At 48.1% G+C, this 16456-nt stretch carries 19 protein-coding genes; 4 read left to right on the top strand and 15 right to left on the bottom strand.

Features of this window, described 5'->3' with window-relative positions; all coding sequences use genetic code 11:
- Window positions 1-72: 72 nt before the first annotated feature.
- The 5 genes from moeB to lipA form a co-directional block, all read right to left on the bottom strand.
- Entirely contained in the window at window positions 73-873 is an 801-nt protein-coding gene (gene moeB, locus HZB61_08555) for a molybdopterin-synthase adenylyltransferase MoeB (protein ID MBI5056650.1), read from the bottom strand.
- Entirely contained in the window at window positions 873-1121 is a 249-nt protein-coding gene (locus HZB61_08550; protein MBI5056649.1) for a sulfurtransferase TusA family protein, read from the bottom strand. The genes moeB and HZB61_08550 overlap by 1 nt, the downstream gene beginning before the upstream one ends.
- A 3-nt stretch (window positions 1122-1124) precedes the next feature.
- Complete coding sequence (locus tag HZB61_08545) at window positions 1125-2435, bottom strand: homoserine dehydrogenase (protein ID MBI5056648.1); 1311 nt, start codon at window positions 2433-2435, stop codon at window positions 1125-1127.
- 167 nt (window positions 2436-2602) lie between these two features.
- A complete protein-coding gene (locus tag HZB61_08540) occupies window positions 2603-3778 on the bottom strand; it encodes an aminotransferase class I/II-fold pyridoxal phosphate-dependent enzyme (protein ID MBI5056647.1) in 1176 nt (391 codons plus the stop codon).
- A 54-nt stretch (window positions 3779-3832) separates the two neighbouring features.
- Entirely contained in the window at window positions 3833-4675 is an 843-nt protein-coding gene (gene lipA / locus HZB61_08535; GenBank protein ID MBI5056646.1) for a lipoyl synthase, read from the bottom strand.
- A 164-nt stretch (window positions 4676-4839) separates the two neighbouring features.
- Between lipA and HZB61_08530 the strand changes: the two genes are divergently transcribed.
- The gene (locus tag HZB61_08530) at window positions 4840-5217 is read left to right on the top strand and encodes a hypothetical protein (protein MBI5056645.1); all 378 of its coding nucleotides are present in this window, start codon (window positions 4840-4842) and stop codon (window positions 5215-5217) included.
- 38 nt (window positions 5218-5255) lie between these two features.
- Here the strand turns inward: HZB61_08530 and bioD are convergent, their stop codons facing one another.
- The 6 genes from bioD to HZB61_08500 form a co-directional block, all read right to left on the bottom strand.
- Window positions 5256-5930, bottom strand: coding sequence for a dethiobiotin synthase (gene bioD / locus HZB61_08525; protein MBI5056644.1), 675 nt, complete (start codon window positions 5928-5930; stop codon window positions 5256-5258).
- 14 nt (window positions 5931-5944) lie between these two features.
- Complete coding sequence (locus HZB61_08520) at window positions 5945-6238, bottom strand: type II toxin-antitoxin system RelE/ParE family toxin (protein MBI5056643.1); 294 nt, start codon at window positions 6236-6238, stop codon at window positions 5945-5947.
- An 11-nt stretch (window positions 6239-6249) separates the two neighbouring features.
- Complete coding sequence (locus tag HZB61_08515; GenBank protein ID MBI5056642.1) at window positions 6250-6510, bottom strand: type II toxin-antitoxin system Phd/YefM family antitoxin; 261 nt, start codon at window positions 6508-6510, stop codon at window positions 6250-6252.
- A 97-nt stretch (window positions 6511-6607) separates the two neighbouring features.
- The gene (locus HZB61_08510; protein MBI5056641.1) at window positions 6608-7315 is read right to left on the bottom strand and encodes an SDR family NAD(P)-dependent oxidoreductase; all 708 of its coding nucleotides are present in this window, start codon (window positions 7313-7315) and stop codon (window positions 6608-6610) included.
- 93 nt (window positions 7316-7408) lie between these two features.
- Window positions 7409-8575 (bottom strand): 8-amino-7-oxononanoate synthase, encoded by a 1167-nt coding sequence (bioF, locus tag HZB61_08505; protein MBI5056640.1) that lies wholly within the window; start codon window positions 8573-8575, stop codon window positions 7409-7411.
- Between the two features lie 51 nt (window positions 8576-8626).
- Entirely contained in the window at window positions 8627-9274 is a 648-nt protein-coding gene (locus HZB61_08500) for a radical SAM protein (GenBank protein ID MBI5056639.1), read from the bottom strand.
- A gap of 81 nt (window positions 9275-9355) precedes the next feature.
- On the opposite strand from HZB61_08500, the gene HZB61_08495 reads away from it, so the two are divergent.
- Window positions 9356-10630: a nodulation protein NfeD gene (locus HZB61_08495; GenBank protein MBI5056638.1), complete on the top strand. Its 1275-nt coding sequence runs from the start codon at window positions 9356-9358 to the stop codon at window positions 10628-10630.
- A 22-nt stretch (window positions 10631-10652) separates the two neighbouring features.
- On the opposite strand, the gene HZB61_08490 is transcribed toward HZB61_08495, so the two are convergent.
- The 4 genes from HZB61_08490 to HZB61_08475 all read right to left on the bottom strand — a co-directional run bounded on the left by HZB61_08490 (window position 10653) and on the right by HZB61_08475 (window position 15082).
- On the bottom strand, window positions 10653-11819 hold the full coding sequence (locus HZB61_08490; protein MBI5056637.1) for an ABC transporter permease: 1167 nt from the start codon (window positions 11817-11819) through the stop codon (window positions 10653-10655).
- Between the two features lie 97 nt (window positions 11820-11916).
- Window positions 11917-13074 (bottom strand): FtsX-like permease family protein, encoded by a 1158-nt coding sequence (locus tag HZB61_08485; protein MBI5056636.1) that lies wholly within the window; start codon window positions 13072-13074, stop codon window positions 11917-11919.
- Window positions 13049-13759 (bottom strand): ABC transporter ATP-binding protein, encoded by a 711-nt coding sequence (locus HZB61_08480; protein MBI5056635.1) that lies wholly within the window; start codon window positions 13757-13759, stop codon window positions 13049-13051. The genes HZB61_08485 and HZB61_08480 overlap by 26 nt, the downstream gene beginning before the upstream one ends.
- Window positions 13760-13873: 114 nt before the next feature.
- Window positions 13874-15082: an efflux RND transporter periplasmic adaptor subunit gene (locus HZB61_08475; protein ID MBI5056634.1), complete on the bottom strand. Its 1209-nt coding sequence runs from the start codon at window positions 15080-15082 to the stop codon at window positions 13874-13876.
- Between the two features lie 158 nt (window positions 15083-15240).
- On the opposite strand from HZB61_08475, the gene HZB61_08470 reads away from it, so the two are divergent.
- A complete protein-coding gene (locus HZB61_08470; protein ID MBI5056633.1) occupies window positions 15241-16011 on the top strand; it encodes a slipin family protein in 771 nt (256 codons plus the stop codon).
- A gap of 165 nt (window positions 16012-16176) precedes the next feature.
- The gene (locus tag HZB61_08465; GenBank protein MBI5056632.1) at window positions 16177-16443 is read left to right on the top strand and encodes a PGPGW domain-containing protein; all 267 of its coding nucleotides are present in this window, start codon (window positions 16177-16179) and stop codon (window positions 16441-16443) included.
- Window positions 16444-16456: the final 13 nt, after the last annotated feature.

Genomic DNA, 16456 nt, shown 5'->3' with positions numbered 1-16456 from the left:
CCGTGAAAACGGGAATCCAGTTTTAATAAGGTACTGGATTGCCCGATCAAGCGGGCAATGACATTTATCTGATTATATCGAACAATACTGTTCCGGTATATCCGACAGTTCCTTGATCGTAGGGTTCTTGCCGCAAATAGGACAGTCGCTGTTTTTTGGGACCCTCACTTTTCTGAAATTCACGCCAAGGGCATCATAGATCAGCAATTCACCCTTTAAAGGTTTTCCCTTGCCGATGATCAATTTCAAAACCTCGGTAGCCTGAAGCGCGCCGATGATCCCGGGAAGAACGCCGAGCACGCCTGCCTCCTGGCATGAGGGCACAAGCCCTGCAGGTGGCGGCTCTTCAAACAGGCACCGGTAACACGGGCCTTCGCCCGGCAATATTGTTGTGACCTGTCCTTCAAACCTGAGAATAGCCCCGCTGACAAGGGGTTTTTTCAGCATCACACATGCGTCATTGATCAGATAACGTGTAGGGAAATTGTCCGTCCCGTCCACGATGATGTCATAATCTTTGAACAGGCCAAGGATGTTCTTGCTGTTGATCCTCTCTTTTACTGCAACTACATTTACATCAGGGTTCAGGTTCTCAAAGGTCTGCTTCGCTGAATCAGCCTTATTCATGCCAAGTGTTTTTACGCTGTGCGCGATCTGTCTTTGCAAATTGCTCAGTTCAACAACGTCATTATCCACAAGGGCGAGAGTGCCGACGCCTGCCGCTGCAAGGTAATATCCGACAGGACAGCCAAGGCCGCCTGCGCCGACAATGAGGACCTTTGAATTTGAGATCTTCTGCTGTCCCTTGCCGCCGACCTCAGGAAGGATTATATGCCTGCTGTACCTTTTTAATTGCTCCTCGGTGAATTCCATCAGTCCTCTACCTCTTTTCTAACCTGAACAATCCATTCCTTCGGATTTATTTTTTCTACCTTCAAAACAGAATGGCCATAATTCAACATTGCCTTCGGGATGCTGTCTGACGCCTCAGGATAATCCAGTATAATTTCAAGAATCTGGCCGACCTTAATATTTTCAATTGCAAGCTTGGACTTTACTAAAGTATAAGGGCAAACAACGCCTCTTATATCTAAAAATTTGTCTGGTTTTGTCCCTTCCATGAATTAACCTTCTCCTCCCTCGACCCTCAGATAAATGGTTTTCTCCGACACAAGCGAGAGGCGGTTGATCTCTTTCAGCGCCTGCGCCATATCATTTTCCCTTGCTTCATGCGTCATCATAACAACAGGCACCGCCTTCTCTACCTTTCTGCCCTTCTGTATCATCGACTTTATGCTTATATCGTGGCTTCCGAGGATGCCCGATATTTTGGACAGCACCCCCGGTTTGTCAAGCGCTGAGAAGCGCAGGTAATAACAGGTCCTGATGTCCTCAATTTTTTTGATCTTCAATTCAGGGTTCTCAGTCATGGTAATTCCATGTGTTCTGCATGACAGACCTGTTTTGATACCTCTTGCGATATCCGCGATGTCGCTGACAACGGCGCTGCCCGTGGGCATTTCACCGGCTCCCTTTCCATAATAAAGCTGGGAGCCTATCGCGTCGCCCTCAATGTAAATCGCATTAAACACGCCGTTCACATTTGCAATGAGGTGGTCCTTCGGGAGCATTGTCGGATGCACCCTGACCTCGACATGCCTGTCAGCCTGTTTCGCGATCGCCAGTAATTTTATCTTATATCCAAACTCAGATGCAAACTGGATATCCAGCGGTGTGATCTTCGTTATGCCTTCAGTGTAGATCTTTTTAAAGGAAAGCGGGACGCCGAAAGAAAGCGATGAAAGGATCGTCAGCTTGTGCGCTGAATCAATGCCTTCAATATCAAAAGTAGGGTCTGCCTCCGCGTAGCCAAGCGCCTGGGCCTCTTTGAGGGCTGTCCCGAAGTCAATTCCCTCATCGGTCATTTTGGTAAGAATATAATTCGACGTCCCGTTGATGATGCCGTAGATACTCTGGATGTTGTTGCCGATGAGCGACTCCCTCACCACCTTTATAATAGGGATGCTGCCGGCAACCGACGCCTCAAAGCCGATATCCACCTTGCTCTTTCTCGCCGCCTTGAATATCTCGTGGCCTTCAGTAGCAAGAAGCGCCTTGTTGGCAGTCACAACGTGCTTGCCGTTTTTAATTGCCTGAAGGATAAACTCCTTTGCCGGATGTATCCCGCCCATAAGCTCTACCACGATATCAATGGAGGGATCATTCAACATTGCCTTCGCGTCATTTATCAGGACCCCGGCTGGAAGTTTAATGCCCCTGTCGCGTTTTGTATCGAGGTCGGCAATGTTTTTGAGAACAAGCGGGAAACCGAGCTTACCCTCAAGTTCCGCGCGTTTCCTCAAAAGAATTTTTGCGGTCCCGGCCCCTACAGTTCCAAAACCGATAATGCCGATATTTACAGAGTTGTTTTTCAATGTTACCCCGCAAGCAGTCAATAAATTTTATCTGGAAAAATATTATGCTCCAAATACTTGGATTTATTCAAGGTAAGGACAAGATAATATTAAAACCGTTATGAGAAATCCGTAATGCGTTATGAATTGTTTTTTTGCCCATTACGCTTTACGCATCACGATTCAATTTACAGTTTATTCAGCGCTTTCTTGATTCCCCGTGCCGCCTGTTTTATCCTGTGCTCGTTTTCCACCAGTGCAAACCGGACAAATCCCTCACCTGCCGGGCCGAAGCCGATACCGGGTGAAACAGCAACACCGGCTTCTTTTATCAGGTGCTTTGAAAATTCGAGCGAATCCATTTTCCTGAACGGTTCAGGGATATCAGCCCATACGAACATGGTTGCTTTTGGAGGCTCCACTATCCATCCCGCGCTATTCAGTCCCTGTATCAAAACGTTCCTTCTGCTTTCGTATGTCTTTGCGATCTGCCCAACGCAGTCCTGCGGCCCTCTCAATGCAATGATGCTCGCGATCTGTATCGGCTGGAACATGCCGTAGTCGAGATAGCTTTTTATCTTTGTAAGCGCGCCGACTATTTCCTTATTGCCCACGCAAAAGCCGACCCTCCAGCCCGCCATTGAATAACTTTTCGTGAGCGAGAAGAATTCCACACCCACATCTTTCGCGCCTTTTGCCTGGAGAAAGCTCGGCGGTTTGTAACCATCGAAAGCAAGATCGGCATAAGCAAAATCATGGATAACGATAATGTTGTTCTCCTTCGCAAAATCAACCACCCTCTGAAAGAATTCAATATCAGTGCAGGCGGTTGTCGGATTATGGGGAAAGTTTATCAGCAGCGCCTTCGGCCTCGGCCATGCTGTCCTGAAGGCGTCTTCCATGCTTTTAAAAAAATCCGTGTCTTTTCCGATCGGGATGCTCCTGACGTCGCCTCCGGCAAGGATGAAACTGTAGGGATGAATTGGGTACGCTGGGGCCGGAGTCAATATAAGGTCGCCGGGCTCGATCATCGCGTATGCGAGATGAGACAACCCTTCCTTTGAGCCGATTGTCACTACCGCCTCGGTCTCGTGGTCGAGATCAACGTCAAATCGCCTCTTGTACCACTCGCATATTGCAAGCCTCAACTGGGTGATACCTTTTGATGCGGAGTACCTGTGGTTCTTCGGGTTCTGGGCCGCCTCTACAAGTTTTTCTACAATGTGCTGAGGTGTCGGCATATCGGGATTTCCCATGCCGAGGTCGATGATGTCCTCACCCTTCCTCCGCGCCTCCATCTTTAGCTGGTTTACAATCGCAAAGACATAAGGCGGAAGGCGTTTTATTCTCTTAAACTCAAGCATACGATCTCCTTAAAAAAATATCCGCAGATTACGCAGATGACACAGATGCGAAATCTAAGGATTATTATAATATATTTTATGCGCGTCCATTGAGCTTCTCGTCAGCGGCGATGAAGCGACGGCGGTAAAACCCATTTCAAGTCCCTTTATCCTGTATTGTTCAAACATCTCAGGTCTTATGTATTCAACAACGGGGATATTGTTTCTCCCCGGCCTCAGGTATTGGCCGATTGTCAGAAAGTCACAGCCTGCGTCCCTCAAATCTCTCATGACAGACAGCACCTCTGATTCATTCTCTCCAAGGCCGAGCATAAGTCCTGATTTGGTTTTCATACCGGGACACAATTGCTTTGCAGTTTTCAGTACGTTTATCGAAAGAAGATAACCGGCCTGAGGCCTGACCGTTGAATACAAGCGCGGAACTGTTTCGACATTATGATTGAATACATCGGGCTGTGCGTCAAGGACTGTTTTTAACGCCTCAACATTTCCCCTGAAATCAGGAGTCAGCACTTCTATTTTAATTGCCGGGTTTTTCTTCCGTATCGCCTGTATCGTTCTTGCAAACTGCCCGGCCCCGCCGTCCGGCAGATCGTCTCTCGTCACAGAGGTGATGACGACGAATTTCAGGCCCAGCGCTGACGCGGCATCCGCGACCCTTTCAGGCTCACCGGGGTCAAGCGGCAAAGGGCTTGAGGATTCAACAGCGCAGAAGGAGCAGTTCCTCGTGCACCTGTCGCCTAAGACCATAAAGGTCGCGGTGTTCTTAGAAAAACACTTTCCCTGGTTGGGGCACCGGGCTTCTTCACAGACGGTAGAGACCTTATGATCTCTGAGTATCTTTTTTGTACCGTGTGTCTCTGTTAATTTTACCTTTATCCATTCCGGGTGGCGCATGAATATAAAGTTAACTGATTTGAAAAGTGTAAGTCAAAGAAGGGAATTTCAAGCCTTGTGTTTTATAGTTTTATAAAATTTTTAAAGTGGACACGCATTGCCTTATATGATAATCAGAAGATAAGAAATACGCACAAAATTATTTTAATGAAAGGAGGAGCAAAGTGAGAAAGTTATGTCTTCTTGTTTTTATGATCTTTATTGTCGGATGCGCCGCCAAGCAGAAAATGACAGCCCTGGAGGGAATGCCTGCCAGCGCGCCTGTCATGAAAGTCCAATTGAAAGGTGAAAACTGCAACTGGGAGCCGAATGTCATCAAGGTGAAGAAGGATTCCCACGTGATATTGGAAGTGGAGAGCGTTGACTGGGATTATAATTTCAGGCTCAACGGTTACGGCCTGCGCTTTGAAGTTCCCAAAGGCAAGAAGGTTGCCGGGGAATTTTACGCATCCAAATCAGGCGAGTTTGAATTTGGCTGTTACATTGAAAAGGGATTCCATTATTCATGGGGTGGTATGATAGGCAAGCTGGTTGTGGAATAACGCGGGGACAGGGTCCCGGTTAATTTAATGCCTCTGAATTACTGAAGACAGGACAAAATATTTTTCGCAATTTGTGCAAATACTTTTCCGGAATGCAAAATACCCAAGACCGGGACCCTGCCAAGCCCCTCTATCACTTCAGGGTTAGTCCTCACGGAAATATCTTTTTTTATCTTTCCCGAATAATTTATTATCACACCGGCAACTTCTATCCCTCTGCTCCTCGCGGCGTTTATCGTCAGCAGGGTATGGTTGATCGTTCCGAGGCCGGGCCTTGAGACGATTATGACCGGCAGTCTCATATCTTTAATAAGGTCAAGGAAGAGATATTTTTTATACACAGGCACCATTATCCCGCCTGCGCCTTCGACAATTGTAATGTCGTATCTCTTTGAAAGTTGTTTGTGTGCGGACAATATCTTTTCTTTTTTGATTACAACTCCCTCCACCTCAGCCGCTACTGCCGGGGCAAGCGGTTGTCTGAAACGGTAAGGGTTGATGAGGTCAAGCGGCTCATTCACATCAGCAGCGTTGATAAGTTCCATTGTATCCGCCGGAACGAGCTTTCCCTTCTGAACTTTGCAGCCTGTCTCCACCGGCTTCATGGGACAGACCTGCAATCCCATTTCCTTAAAAGCCCTCATCAGGCCGATTGCTACAAATGACTTGCCGACGCCAGTGTCAGTGCCTGTTATGAAAATGCCTTTGTGCATAGTTAATTCCTCGGTCAGTCCAGACCCTCTTTTTTCAACAGCCGGTAGGTATCTTCATATATCCGTTCACGCGGACCAATGGCGACAAGTTCGATTACATTTCGGCCTTCTCTGTAGATGATCCTGAATTTGCTGATACGGAAGCTTCGCAGTCCTGCGAGTTCGTCTTTAAGCGCTTTGCCGTCGGCTGGATTTGACAGAATGGCCTTGAGGCCGGCCCTGCTCTTTTTTTTAAGTTCGGGGTGCAGTGTGCGGATTAGATGTGCAATATCATCGGGAATTTTCAGCTTGTATGTTGAATGTGCCATGACAGGGAAGGTTACCCGAACAATTCATCAAGGGTATATAGTTTTGCCTTTTTTGCTTTCAGGGCTTTCAGTCCCTTTTTAATTTCATTCATGAGAGACACATCAGAACGGACGGCAATGGTCTCTTTAAGGCTCTCAAATTCGTCAGGACTTATCAACACAGCTGCGGGTGAGCCGTTTTTCGTAATGACTATCTCTTCGTCGGTCCTGGAAACTGATTCGACAAGCCCGCTTAATTTCATTTTTGCCTCGGAAAGCGATAAAGTTTTCATTTCGATGACCTCCATTAAGGTTGACCAGAATTAAGACTATAATGGCATGATGCCAAGCGCTTGTCAATTCCCATTGCCGGTCTCTAAACTCCCGCCCCTACAATATCCTTGAATCCAGATTGAAAACCTGTTCTGTTATTCCTTTTGTCTCTGAAAGGTAGCAGATAAAGTCGGCGACATTATCGGGGTTAGAGAATTCTTTTACAAGACTGTCCTGAAGCGCGAGTTCTTTTGCTTTCTCATTCGATGCCATTCCCATTTCAGTGAGCATGTATCCGGGAAGAACGGCGTTGACCATGATGTTGTGTTTACTAAGTTCTCGTGCCGCACTTATAGTTAAACCGATGAGACCAGCCTTTGACGCTGAGTAAGCTGACAAACCTGCCTTGCCTTTTATCCCGGCGATGGAGGAGATGTTTATGATGTGTTTGGTTTTCTGCTTTGTCATGTATGGAGCAACGGCGCGGATGAAATTGAACGGCCCCTTGAGGTTGGTGTCAACTACTTCGTCAAAATCTTTTTCGGATGTCTTTAACAGCAGGGCCTCTTTTGTAATTCCTGCGTTATTCACAAGCACATCAATGCGGCCCCATTTCCGCACGACTTTTTCAACCAGAGATTTCACCTCATTGAAATCTCTGACATCAGCTTTGAGCGCCAGCGATTCTTTTATCCCGGAAGCAACTGCATCAGCCTCACTCTTTTTATCTTTGAAATGAACAACCACCCGATGCCCCCGCTTTCCAAAAGCGAGAGCAACAGATTTTCCGAGACCTCTTGATGAACCGGTGATTAGACAGACCATTTTAGTAATAATTTAAAAACCACTGAGGCACTGAGACACGGAGGAATTAAAATGTCTTTATAAAAACATCTCCGTGCCTCTGAGTCTCTGTGGTTATTTGTTTTTAACCTTTCTTAAACTCTCCAACACCCGATCAATATCTTTATCCGTATGTGCGGAGGTTACTGAAAACCTTAATCTGCATTTTCCCTCCGGCACACTGGGTGGGCGTATTGCAGGGGCGAATATTTTTTCTTTGAAAAGATAACCCCCCGCCTTCAACGTTTTTTTTGTATCGCCGATCAGCACCGGGATTATCGGCGTCTCCGAGTTAAGCGTATCAAAACCGAGGCCCTTGAGACCTTCAGATAATCGCAACCTGTTTTTCCATAATTTATTCCTTCTCTGTCCCGACTCATTCTCAACAATATCTATTGCTTTCGTGCTTGCCTCAGTAATTGCTGGAGGGAGGGAGGTCGAATAGATGAAGCTCCTTGCCTTGCTGATCAGCAGGTTTATTAAATCGGTTGGACCCGCGACAAATGCGCCGAAACATCCGGCCGCCTTACTCAACGTGCCCATCTGTATTACGCGGTTTGATCTAATGTTGAAATGCTCAAGAGCGCCCCTGCCGGTTTTCCCGATCACACCTGTACCATGAGCGTCATCGATCATCAGCAGTGCGTCATATTTTTCACAAAAAGAAAGAATGTCCTTCAGCGGCGCAATGTCTCCGTCCATGCTGAAGATCGTGTCGGTGATTATCAGGCGTCTTTTGATCGATCTGCTTTTGCAATTTTTCTTTAAAAGAGATTCAAGATTATTTACGTCTCGATGTTTATAAATTTTCACATCGGCCTTTGAAAGTCTCACGCCGTCAACAATGCTCGCATGATTGAGCTCATCACTGAAGATCAATGCATCATCTCCTGCTATCGCCGGAATGGTCCCGGTATTGGCAGCATACCCTGTGTTGAATACAAGGGCGGCTTCCGTCCTTTTGAATTTGGCTATCCGCGCCTCAAGTTTTTCATGCGGAGTATATGTGCCGCTCAGAAGTCTTGATGAGCCGGAGCCGAGTCCGTATTCCTTTAACGCCCCTGCGGCGGCCCTCACAATTTCAGGATGGCCTGACAAGCCGAGATAATCATTTGAGGAAAAATTGATAAAGGTTTGACCGTTAATTAAGATCTTTGGGCCGTGAGATGGGCCAATGCAGGTAAGTTTTCTGAGGAGGTTTTCTTTTTTGAGCGCCTGAAGTTCTACGCCAAACCATTTCACTTTCTTTAATCTGTCTTCTGTCTTCTGAATTCTGCCTTCTGAATTCCCATCTTAAAAGACCCCTTCGTGCTCGTCGGGAGCCCAGATGTATTTATGGATCTGCAATTGCACCCTGACGGGAAGGTTGTCGCGCAATACCCACATCACGAGGTCTTTGGCAGGCAGGATGCCGTAGGCAGGGGACATCAGGATGTTATCGAACCTCTCGGCGAGTTTATTCTCCGAGATCACACCCTTTGCCCAGGTGTAATCGGACTCGTCCATGAGGACAAATTTTATCTGGTCGGTCTTTTTTAAAAAATCAAAGTTCTTTGGACGCATCCTTTCGCTCATCCCGCTTTTCGGAGATTTGTAATCCATGATGATATTCAGTCTTTTGTCGAGGCAGCCGATGCATATGGAGCCGTTTGTTTCGATCAATACGGTGTAGCCCTTATCAAGGAGGGTCTTAAGCAAAGGCGGAGTTTCTTCCTGGAGCAAAGGTTCGCCGCCGGTGAACTCCACGTACTTGACGCCGTATTCATCTATCTTTGAAATGATCTCATCATCAGCGATCTCCTTGCCGTTGTAGTAAGCATAACTGGTATCGCAGTAAGTGCATCTGAGATTGCAGCCGGCGAGTCTTATGAAAGTGCAGGGGAGCCCCGCGAAAGTTGATTCCCCCTGAATGCTTTTGAAGATTTCGTTGATTTTCAGCATATCCTGAATTCTTATGTTAAAATTTAGTAAAAGTATTATACCATGAAAAACCTTTTCAACTGCAATTCAATTATGTCCGGTATGTCCGGTAAAATATCGTTTATATTTTTTTCCCTTCTCGCGTCACTTCTTTTCGTCTCACAATCGGTCGCTGACATAATCGTCATAAAAGCGGATGGCGTAGTGAATCCCGTCATGTCCGAATACATTACAAAAAGCATAGATGAAGCGGAGAAGGAAAAAGCGGAGTTGCTTGTCATCGAACTCGACACCCCGGGCGGGCTGGATACCTCAATGAGGTCTATCGTAAAAAGGATGACTGCGAGCGAGGTCCCCGTAGCTGTCTATGTAGCTCCGGGAGGGGCGCGGGCCGCGTCAGCGGGGGTATTCATTACCATTGCCGCGCATATTGCAGCGATGGCACCGGGCACTAATATCGGGGCTGCGCATCCCGTAGGCGTTGGAGAAAAAATGGACAAGACAATGGCGGAAAAGGCCGTCAATGACGCCGCCGCTTACATTAAGTCCACAGCCGGGAAAAGGGGAAGGAATGCCGAATGGGCGGAGAAGGCTGTGCGGGAGAGCGTGTCGATCACAGAGACCGAAGCCTTGAAACTGAAGGTGATCGATCTTGTCGCGGCGGACCTGAAAACACTTCTCGACTCCATAGATAATAAAGAGGTTGAAACCGCGGCAGGGAAGCGTGTTTTAAAAACCAAAGACGTAAAGATCGTAATGAAGGAGATGGGCATCAGGAGCAAGATCCTGGATCTCATCAGCGATCCGAATGTCGCGTATTTGCTGATGCTGTTAGGCTTTTACGGCATATTTTTTGAGATGACAAATCCCGGCGCGATATTCCCAGGGGTGTTCGGCGCGATCTCGTTGATACTCGCTTTCTATTCATTTCAGACCCTGCCAGTAAATTATGCCGGACTGCTCCTGATCATTCTCGCCCTGATCCTTTTCATTCTTGAAATCAAAATTATCTCTCATGGCGTGCTTACGATCGGCGGGATAATCTCGATGACCATTGGCTCCCTGATGCTCTTTGAATCACCTCTGCCTTTTTTCCAGCTCTCTCTTAAAGTGGTCCTTCCCGGGGTCCTTCTTACCACACTGTTTTTCTTCCTGACGATCAGGCTTGCTGTGAAGGCTCAGAAACAGAAGCCTGTCACCGGGGCCGAAGGGCTTGTCGGACTTGAGGGCAAAGCCAGGACCGACATTCATAACGAAGGCATGGTCTTTGTCCACGGCGAGATATGGAAGGCCTGGAGCGATGGACCGATCAAGGCCGGTGAAAATGTTATCGTTGAGAAGGTCGAGCACCTGAGAGTCAAGGTCAGGCGTTCTTAACTAGGAATCCCTGCCGCAACAATCACCCCTCTCTTAGCGCCTCAACTATATTCATCCTTGACGCCCTTGCGGCGGGGAGCACGCCGCCGATAAATCCCATTATCAGTGAGAACAAGAGGGCCTTGTAAAATATCTCGAAGGTCAGCGCGAAGGTAAAGGCCAGTTCCGAAAAGGTCTGGAAGTTCATGGTCGAAATGGTCAGAAGCTGCATGAATGATGAAAAGAACAATCCAGCGCAGCCGCCGGTAAAACTCAGCAGCAGGGATTCCACCATGAACGCGAAAAGAATATCTCTCCTCCGAAACCCGAGTGCGCGCATTGTTCCGATCTCCGCTGTGCGGTTGGCGACTGCCGAGTACATCGTGATCATCGCGCCGATGATCGCGCCGAGGGAAAATATCATCGTTAGAGACAGGCCGAGTATCCTGATGAATTTCGCCATCATCTCGGACTGCTTGGCATAATATACCGTTTCCCTGTCCGCCTCAACAGTCAGCCTGGGGTCGCTCTCAACGCGCGCCTTGAATTTTTCAAACCCTGACGGGTCCCGGAGTTTGAATATGACGGACGAGTAAGCAGGACGCCGGAACACGCTCATGAGCTGATCAACATCTCCCCATATCTCAGAGCTGAAACCGGTGTTGCCCGCATCAAATATCCCCACCACGGTCCAGTCCCTCATGCCGAAGCGGATGGTCTCGCCAAGCCCGCCGCCTTTAAATCTCTTTGCGATACTCCGGCCCGCTAATATCTCCGATGAACCCGCGCGCGGCAAACGCCCCTCAACAAGTTTCACCTGCGGCCTCAGAGGCAGAGAGCTTTCAGAAGTCCCCCTGATCACCACATTTGAAGGCTTGTCCGTCCCTCGTTTCGGCAGGCTGATAAGGACGACAAGCTCTTTTGCCAGAAGACGTTTGCCGTCCGCGCCGATGGCCACTTCAGGCTGGGTTTCCACTATTGAGGCCTGGATGCGTTCAACGCCGCTTTGCACCTCGGAGTCAGAGCCTTTCCGGATTATAACAACGTTGTCATACGAGCCTGTATCAACAAGCGCCTTTCTCAGGCCTTCAGACAGCATCAGGATCGAGGCAAATACAAACACGACAAGCGCTATGCCCGATGCAGTGAGTATTGTCGTAAGTCTCCGCGTCCAGAGGTTACGAAAGCTGTATGAAAGAGGAATCTTCATAAAATATTCAGACAGTCAGAACACAGAGCACAGATAACAGACTTAAGAATGCTATTTCTTTGTCTGTACTCTTTATTCTGTCTTCTGTTTTCTGGTCTCATCCTATCCTCCTCAGACCGTCCGCTATGCGGATGCTGACGGCGCGGTATGAAGGGATGATCGCCGCTGTAATTCCGACCACTAAAGATGAAGCAATATCCAGGTAAATGGTTTTAACCGAAACGTTAAACACCGGGAAGAACTGGCTCATGGCGCTGCCGAAGGCCTGAGCGGCAGGGAAGGTCAGTATAATTCCAAGGATGCATCCGATCGAGGTGATGAAGAGCGATTCGCCAAATATAAGACCGGCAATGTAAGCGCCTCCGAAACCGAGGGTCTTAAATACCGCGTATTCACCGAAGCGCTCCCTGGCGGACATTGCCATGGTGTTTGCCATTACAGCCATGATTATGATTATCACGACAAAAGAAACCATCTGTATGGCGATCACTATCGCCTCGCTCATCGAGATAAAACTCAACTGAAAGGCCTTCTCAGTCTCGGTTAGTGTTTCGGCAAGAGAGTTCTTGAAAGTTTTGTCTACAGCCACCGATACGTCCGCTGCAAGGGCCGGGTTCTTTATGCTGATCATGTAAAAACCCACCTGGTCAGCGCGGAGCGGCGCGATCTTTTTCATGGTCTCGTTGAGATAATCCCAGTGGAAGATGAACTGCGTTTCATCTATGTTTTTGTCCCGGCCTTTGTAAATTGCGCGTAGTACAAAATCCCATTCCCCGGGGAAAATGGTGCCTTTGAGGACAACGGTGTCGCCGAGTTTCCAGTTGTATTTCTCAGCGAGCTTTCTTCCTGCGAAGAACCCCTTTCTGTCCCGTAAGAATGCGGCCTTTTGGTCCGGCGGGAGGACGTATTCGGGATACAGCTTCAAATAACTCTCAGGCTCCACTGCAAAATTGGCAAAGAAGTTTTTTTCGTCAATGTAAATTCCGCCGAACCAGTTCCCGTAAGAGACGTTTGTCACCCCGTCTATCTGACGGATCTTATCTTTATAGGAAATTGGGAGAGGAAAGATCAGAGATATTGAATTCCTTGTTACAAGGCGGTTTGCGGAAGAGGCTTCGACGCCCACATACCAGGCGCTTATTACAGTGCGGAGAAGGCCGAATGAAAGAATGGCAATGCTGATGCCGGCAATGGTCAGGAAGGTGCGCAGCTTGTGACGGAAGGCATTTTTATATATGAGCTTGAGAAGTTGCATTGTTTTGATTCAAAACACCTTTATCAAGATGCATGATTATGTGCGCCATCCTGGCGGCGCGGGGGTCATGGGTCACCATTATAATGGTCTTGCCGAGTTCATGGACGAGCCGTTCCATAAGCGCCAATATCTCCTCAGCCGAGACCCTGTCGAGGTCTCCTGTCGGCTCATCAGCTACGATTATGGTCGGGTCGGTTACAATGGCGCGGGCGATTGCAACGCGCTGCTGCTGGCCGCCTGACAACTGGCCGGGATAATGGTCCATCCTGTCGGAAAGGTTTACGACCCGCAGGGCGGTTTCCACATGTTCTCTCTTTTCTTTCCTTGAAAGCCCTGTCAGGAGCAGGGGGAGCTCGACATTTTCATAGGCCGTAAGCACCGGGATCAGGTTGTAAAACTGAAAGATGAAACCGACGTTGGTAGCGCGCCACAATGCAAGCTCTGTTTCAGAAAGAGAAGTGATGTCCGTCCCGACGACCTTTATCAAGCCGCTGTCCGCTTTGTCTATTCCCGCTATCAGATTCAGCAGGGTGCTTTTCCCGGAGCCTGATGGCCCCATCAATGCCAGAAATTCACTTTCCCCGATATCAAGATTAATGTCCTGTAAGACAGGGATCACCTGGGCGCCGCGCCGGTAGGACTTGTACAGGTTTTTTATTTCAACGATTGGAGATTTGTTTTCCATTTGTTCAACTAAAAGATTTAACCACAGAGGCACGGAGACACAGAGAGGTAACAGAAAAATATATATGAGGAATGCTTTTCTCCGTGACTCTGTGGTTCTGTGTTTTTCACAATTCTACTTCTCTGCTACCTTGACCTTTACGCCGTCTCGCAATTTCTCCAGCGGCTTCAGGGCAACTTTGTCTCCTGCCTTTGCGCCGCTTAAAACCTCGATCACGTCGCCGAACTGTTCGCCTGTTTTTATTTGGGTATCAACTACCCGCTCTCCATTCACTACGAATACGAATTTATTATTGCCCTTGTTTATGACAGCGGCGGGATTGATAACTGTGCGGGGTTTTTGTTCTTCCGGTTTCACAGGACGCTGTAGGAAAGCGACCTTGGCGCTCATTTCAGGAAGTATCCTGCTGTCATAGTCCAGGAACTTGACCTTTATCATCACAGAAGCCTTGCTCCTGTCAGCGGTCGGGACGATCATATGGACTGCTCCGCGGAACCTTGAATCCGGGAATGCGTCAAGCTGTATCTCGCACGGCTGTTCCAATTTCACATATTGCAGGTTTGATTCAGAGACGTCTGCTTCCACCTGCAGGGAGCTCATATCAGCGATGGTAACGACAGCGGCCTTTGCGTTTTCCGCGGCGCCGAGCGGTGTAACGATGTCGCCGATGTCAGCGTTCTTGGTCAGCACTACCGCGTCAAACGGGGCGCGTATCAGTGTATATTCAAGGGAAACTTCCGCGCCGCTCAACGCGGCTTTGCCGGCATTGATCGCAGCTTCAGCCCCGGCAGCGGCAGCGACCGCTTTTTTATAACGGGCCTCTGCAGAATCATAATCGTTTTTTGACACCAGTTCGCTTTTCATCAGTTCTTTATAACGGTTGAAAGTTACATCCGCGTCATGCAGCTCTGCCTTCGCCTGTTCGAGATTGGCGCGCGCGGAAGCGAGGTTTGCTTTTGCCTGTTCATAAATTGCGGTCACATCTTCATTTTCAAGCCGGGCGATGATGTCCCCCTTTTTAACGTGATTGCCTTCTTCGACATTTATTGATACAAGCCGTCCAGTGACCTTTGACGCAACAGCGGCCTTCCGCTGGGCCACGACATATCCGCTGGCGTTCAGCAGCGTAAAAGACTGTGAAGGGTATATCTGCGAAACACCCGCAACCTCCACTTCCACGGCAGTCCCTTTAAAATAGAATACAGCAGCAAGCGCGATAACTATGATCGCAATTACCGGGTAGAATGCCTTTCTGCGCCTTGAAGGGGCAGAGACAGATGTGGATTTATCTATCTTTAACTTTGAGAGATCTTCGTTTGACATGGGTCAAGTTTTTTGTTTAAATTGCTTTAGCGTACAAACTCGATTATTATACCAGTGTTATAATCTATTTAACATAATAACTATCTTTTTTGAAGCCGTGTGACAAGGGACAATAACAATGTAACCGCTCAGTCGGGGCGTGAATAAGGAGGGGTAAAATGTTTCAGGTAGGTTTTTCAGGATTGATCTTAGCTGTCGTTCTCATAGTGTATTTCCTTTCAAGCGCGATCAAGATACTCCGTGAATACGAAAGGGGCGTTGTATTCAGGCTCGGCAGAATAATACCGGTCAGAGGCCCGGGACTTGTGATCATCTGGCCCATAATCGACAAGCTGGTAAAAGTCAGCCTGCGGACGGTCACGATGGATGTGCCTTCACAGGACATCATCACAAGAGACAATGTGACGGTAAAAGTGAACGCGGTTGTTTATTTCAGGGTCGTTGAACCGATAAAGGCGATCACCGAGGTAACAGACTTTGAATACGCGACCTCTCTGATATCACAAACTACACTAAGGAGCGTTCTGGGACAAAGCCAGCTTGATGACCTCCTTTCTAAAAGAGATGAATTGAACGCTCAGCTCCAGAAAATTATTGACGAGCAGACAGAACCCTGGGGCATAAAAGTCACCACAGTTGAGGTCAAAAATGTGGACCTGCCTGTTGAGATGCAGCGGGCGATCGCAAAACAGGCCGAGGCTGAACGCGAAAGAAGGGCCAAGGTCATTCATGCCGAGGGTGAGTTTCAGGCATCGCAAAAGCTGGCTGATGCGGCGGCAATCATCGGCACCCAGCCTTCAGCCATCCAGTTGAGATTCCTTCAGACCTTGACAGAGATCTCTGCCGAGAAAAATTCAACGATCATTTTCCCGGTGCCGATAGATCTCATTGAGCCGTTCCTGAAGAAAATGAAAAAGGAAGCTGTGTAAAATTAAAATCTGTCATTCTGGCTTCCGTTCTCCGTAGCAGCCTACTTCGCCGAAGTGCTACGAAGGCTGAACTGCGAAGGATGAATGTCCGGAATCTTCTTCAAAAAAGATTCCGAACAAGTCGGAATGACAAGCAAGTGTCTCTACCATGAACTTATCAGCAAAATGAAACCGGGCAAGAAAGTACATCCTTTAATTGCTACACTTCAGCAGACGAAACGTCTTATTAGAATTGTAGTGGGATTTACAGTGCTGGCTATAGGAATAATCATGATTGCATTGCCCGGGCCGGCTATTGTTGTTATTCCCGTCGGGCTGGGGATCCTCGCAACGGAATTTGTATGGGCAAGACACCTGCTGAAACGTTTTAAGGACGGCGCAAATAGTATCAAGGATGCTGTTTTGAATAACAAACCGAAAGCTGATAACTGAAAGCTGTCAGCTA

The organism is Nitrospirota bacterium, from assembly GCA_016214845.1.
Lineage (GTDB): Bacteria > Nitrospirota > Thermodesulfovibrionia > UBA6902 > UBA6902 > SURF-23.
Note: the sequence above shows the minus strand (reverse complement) of the source record. Positions and strands in the feature narration are given on the sequence as shown.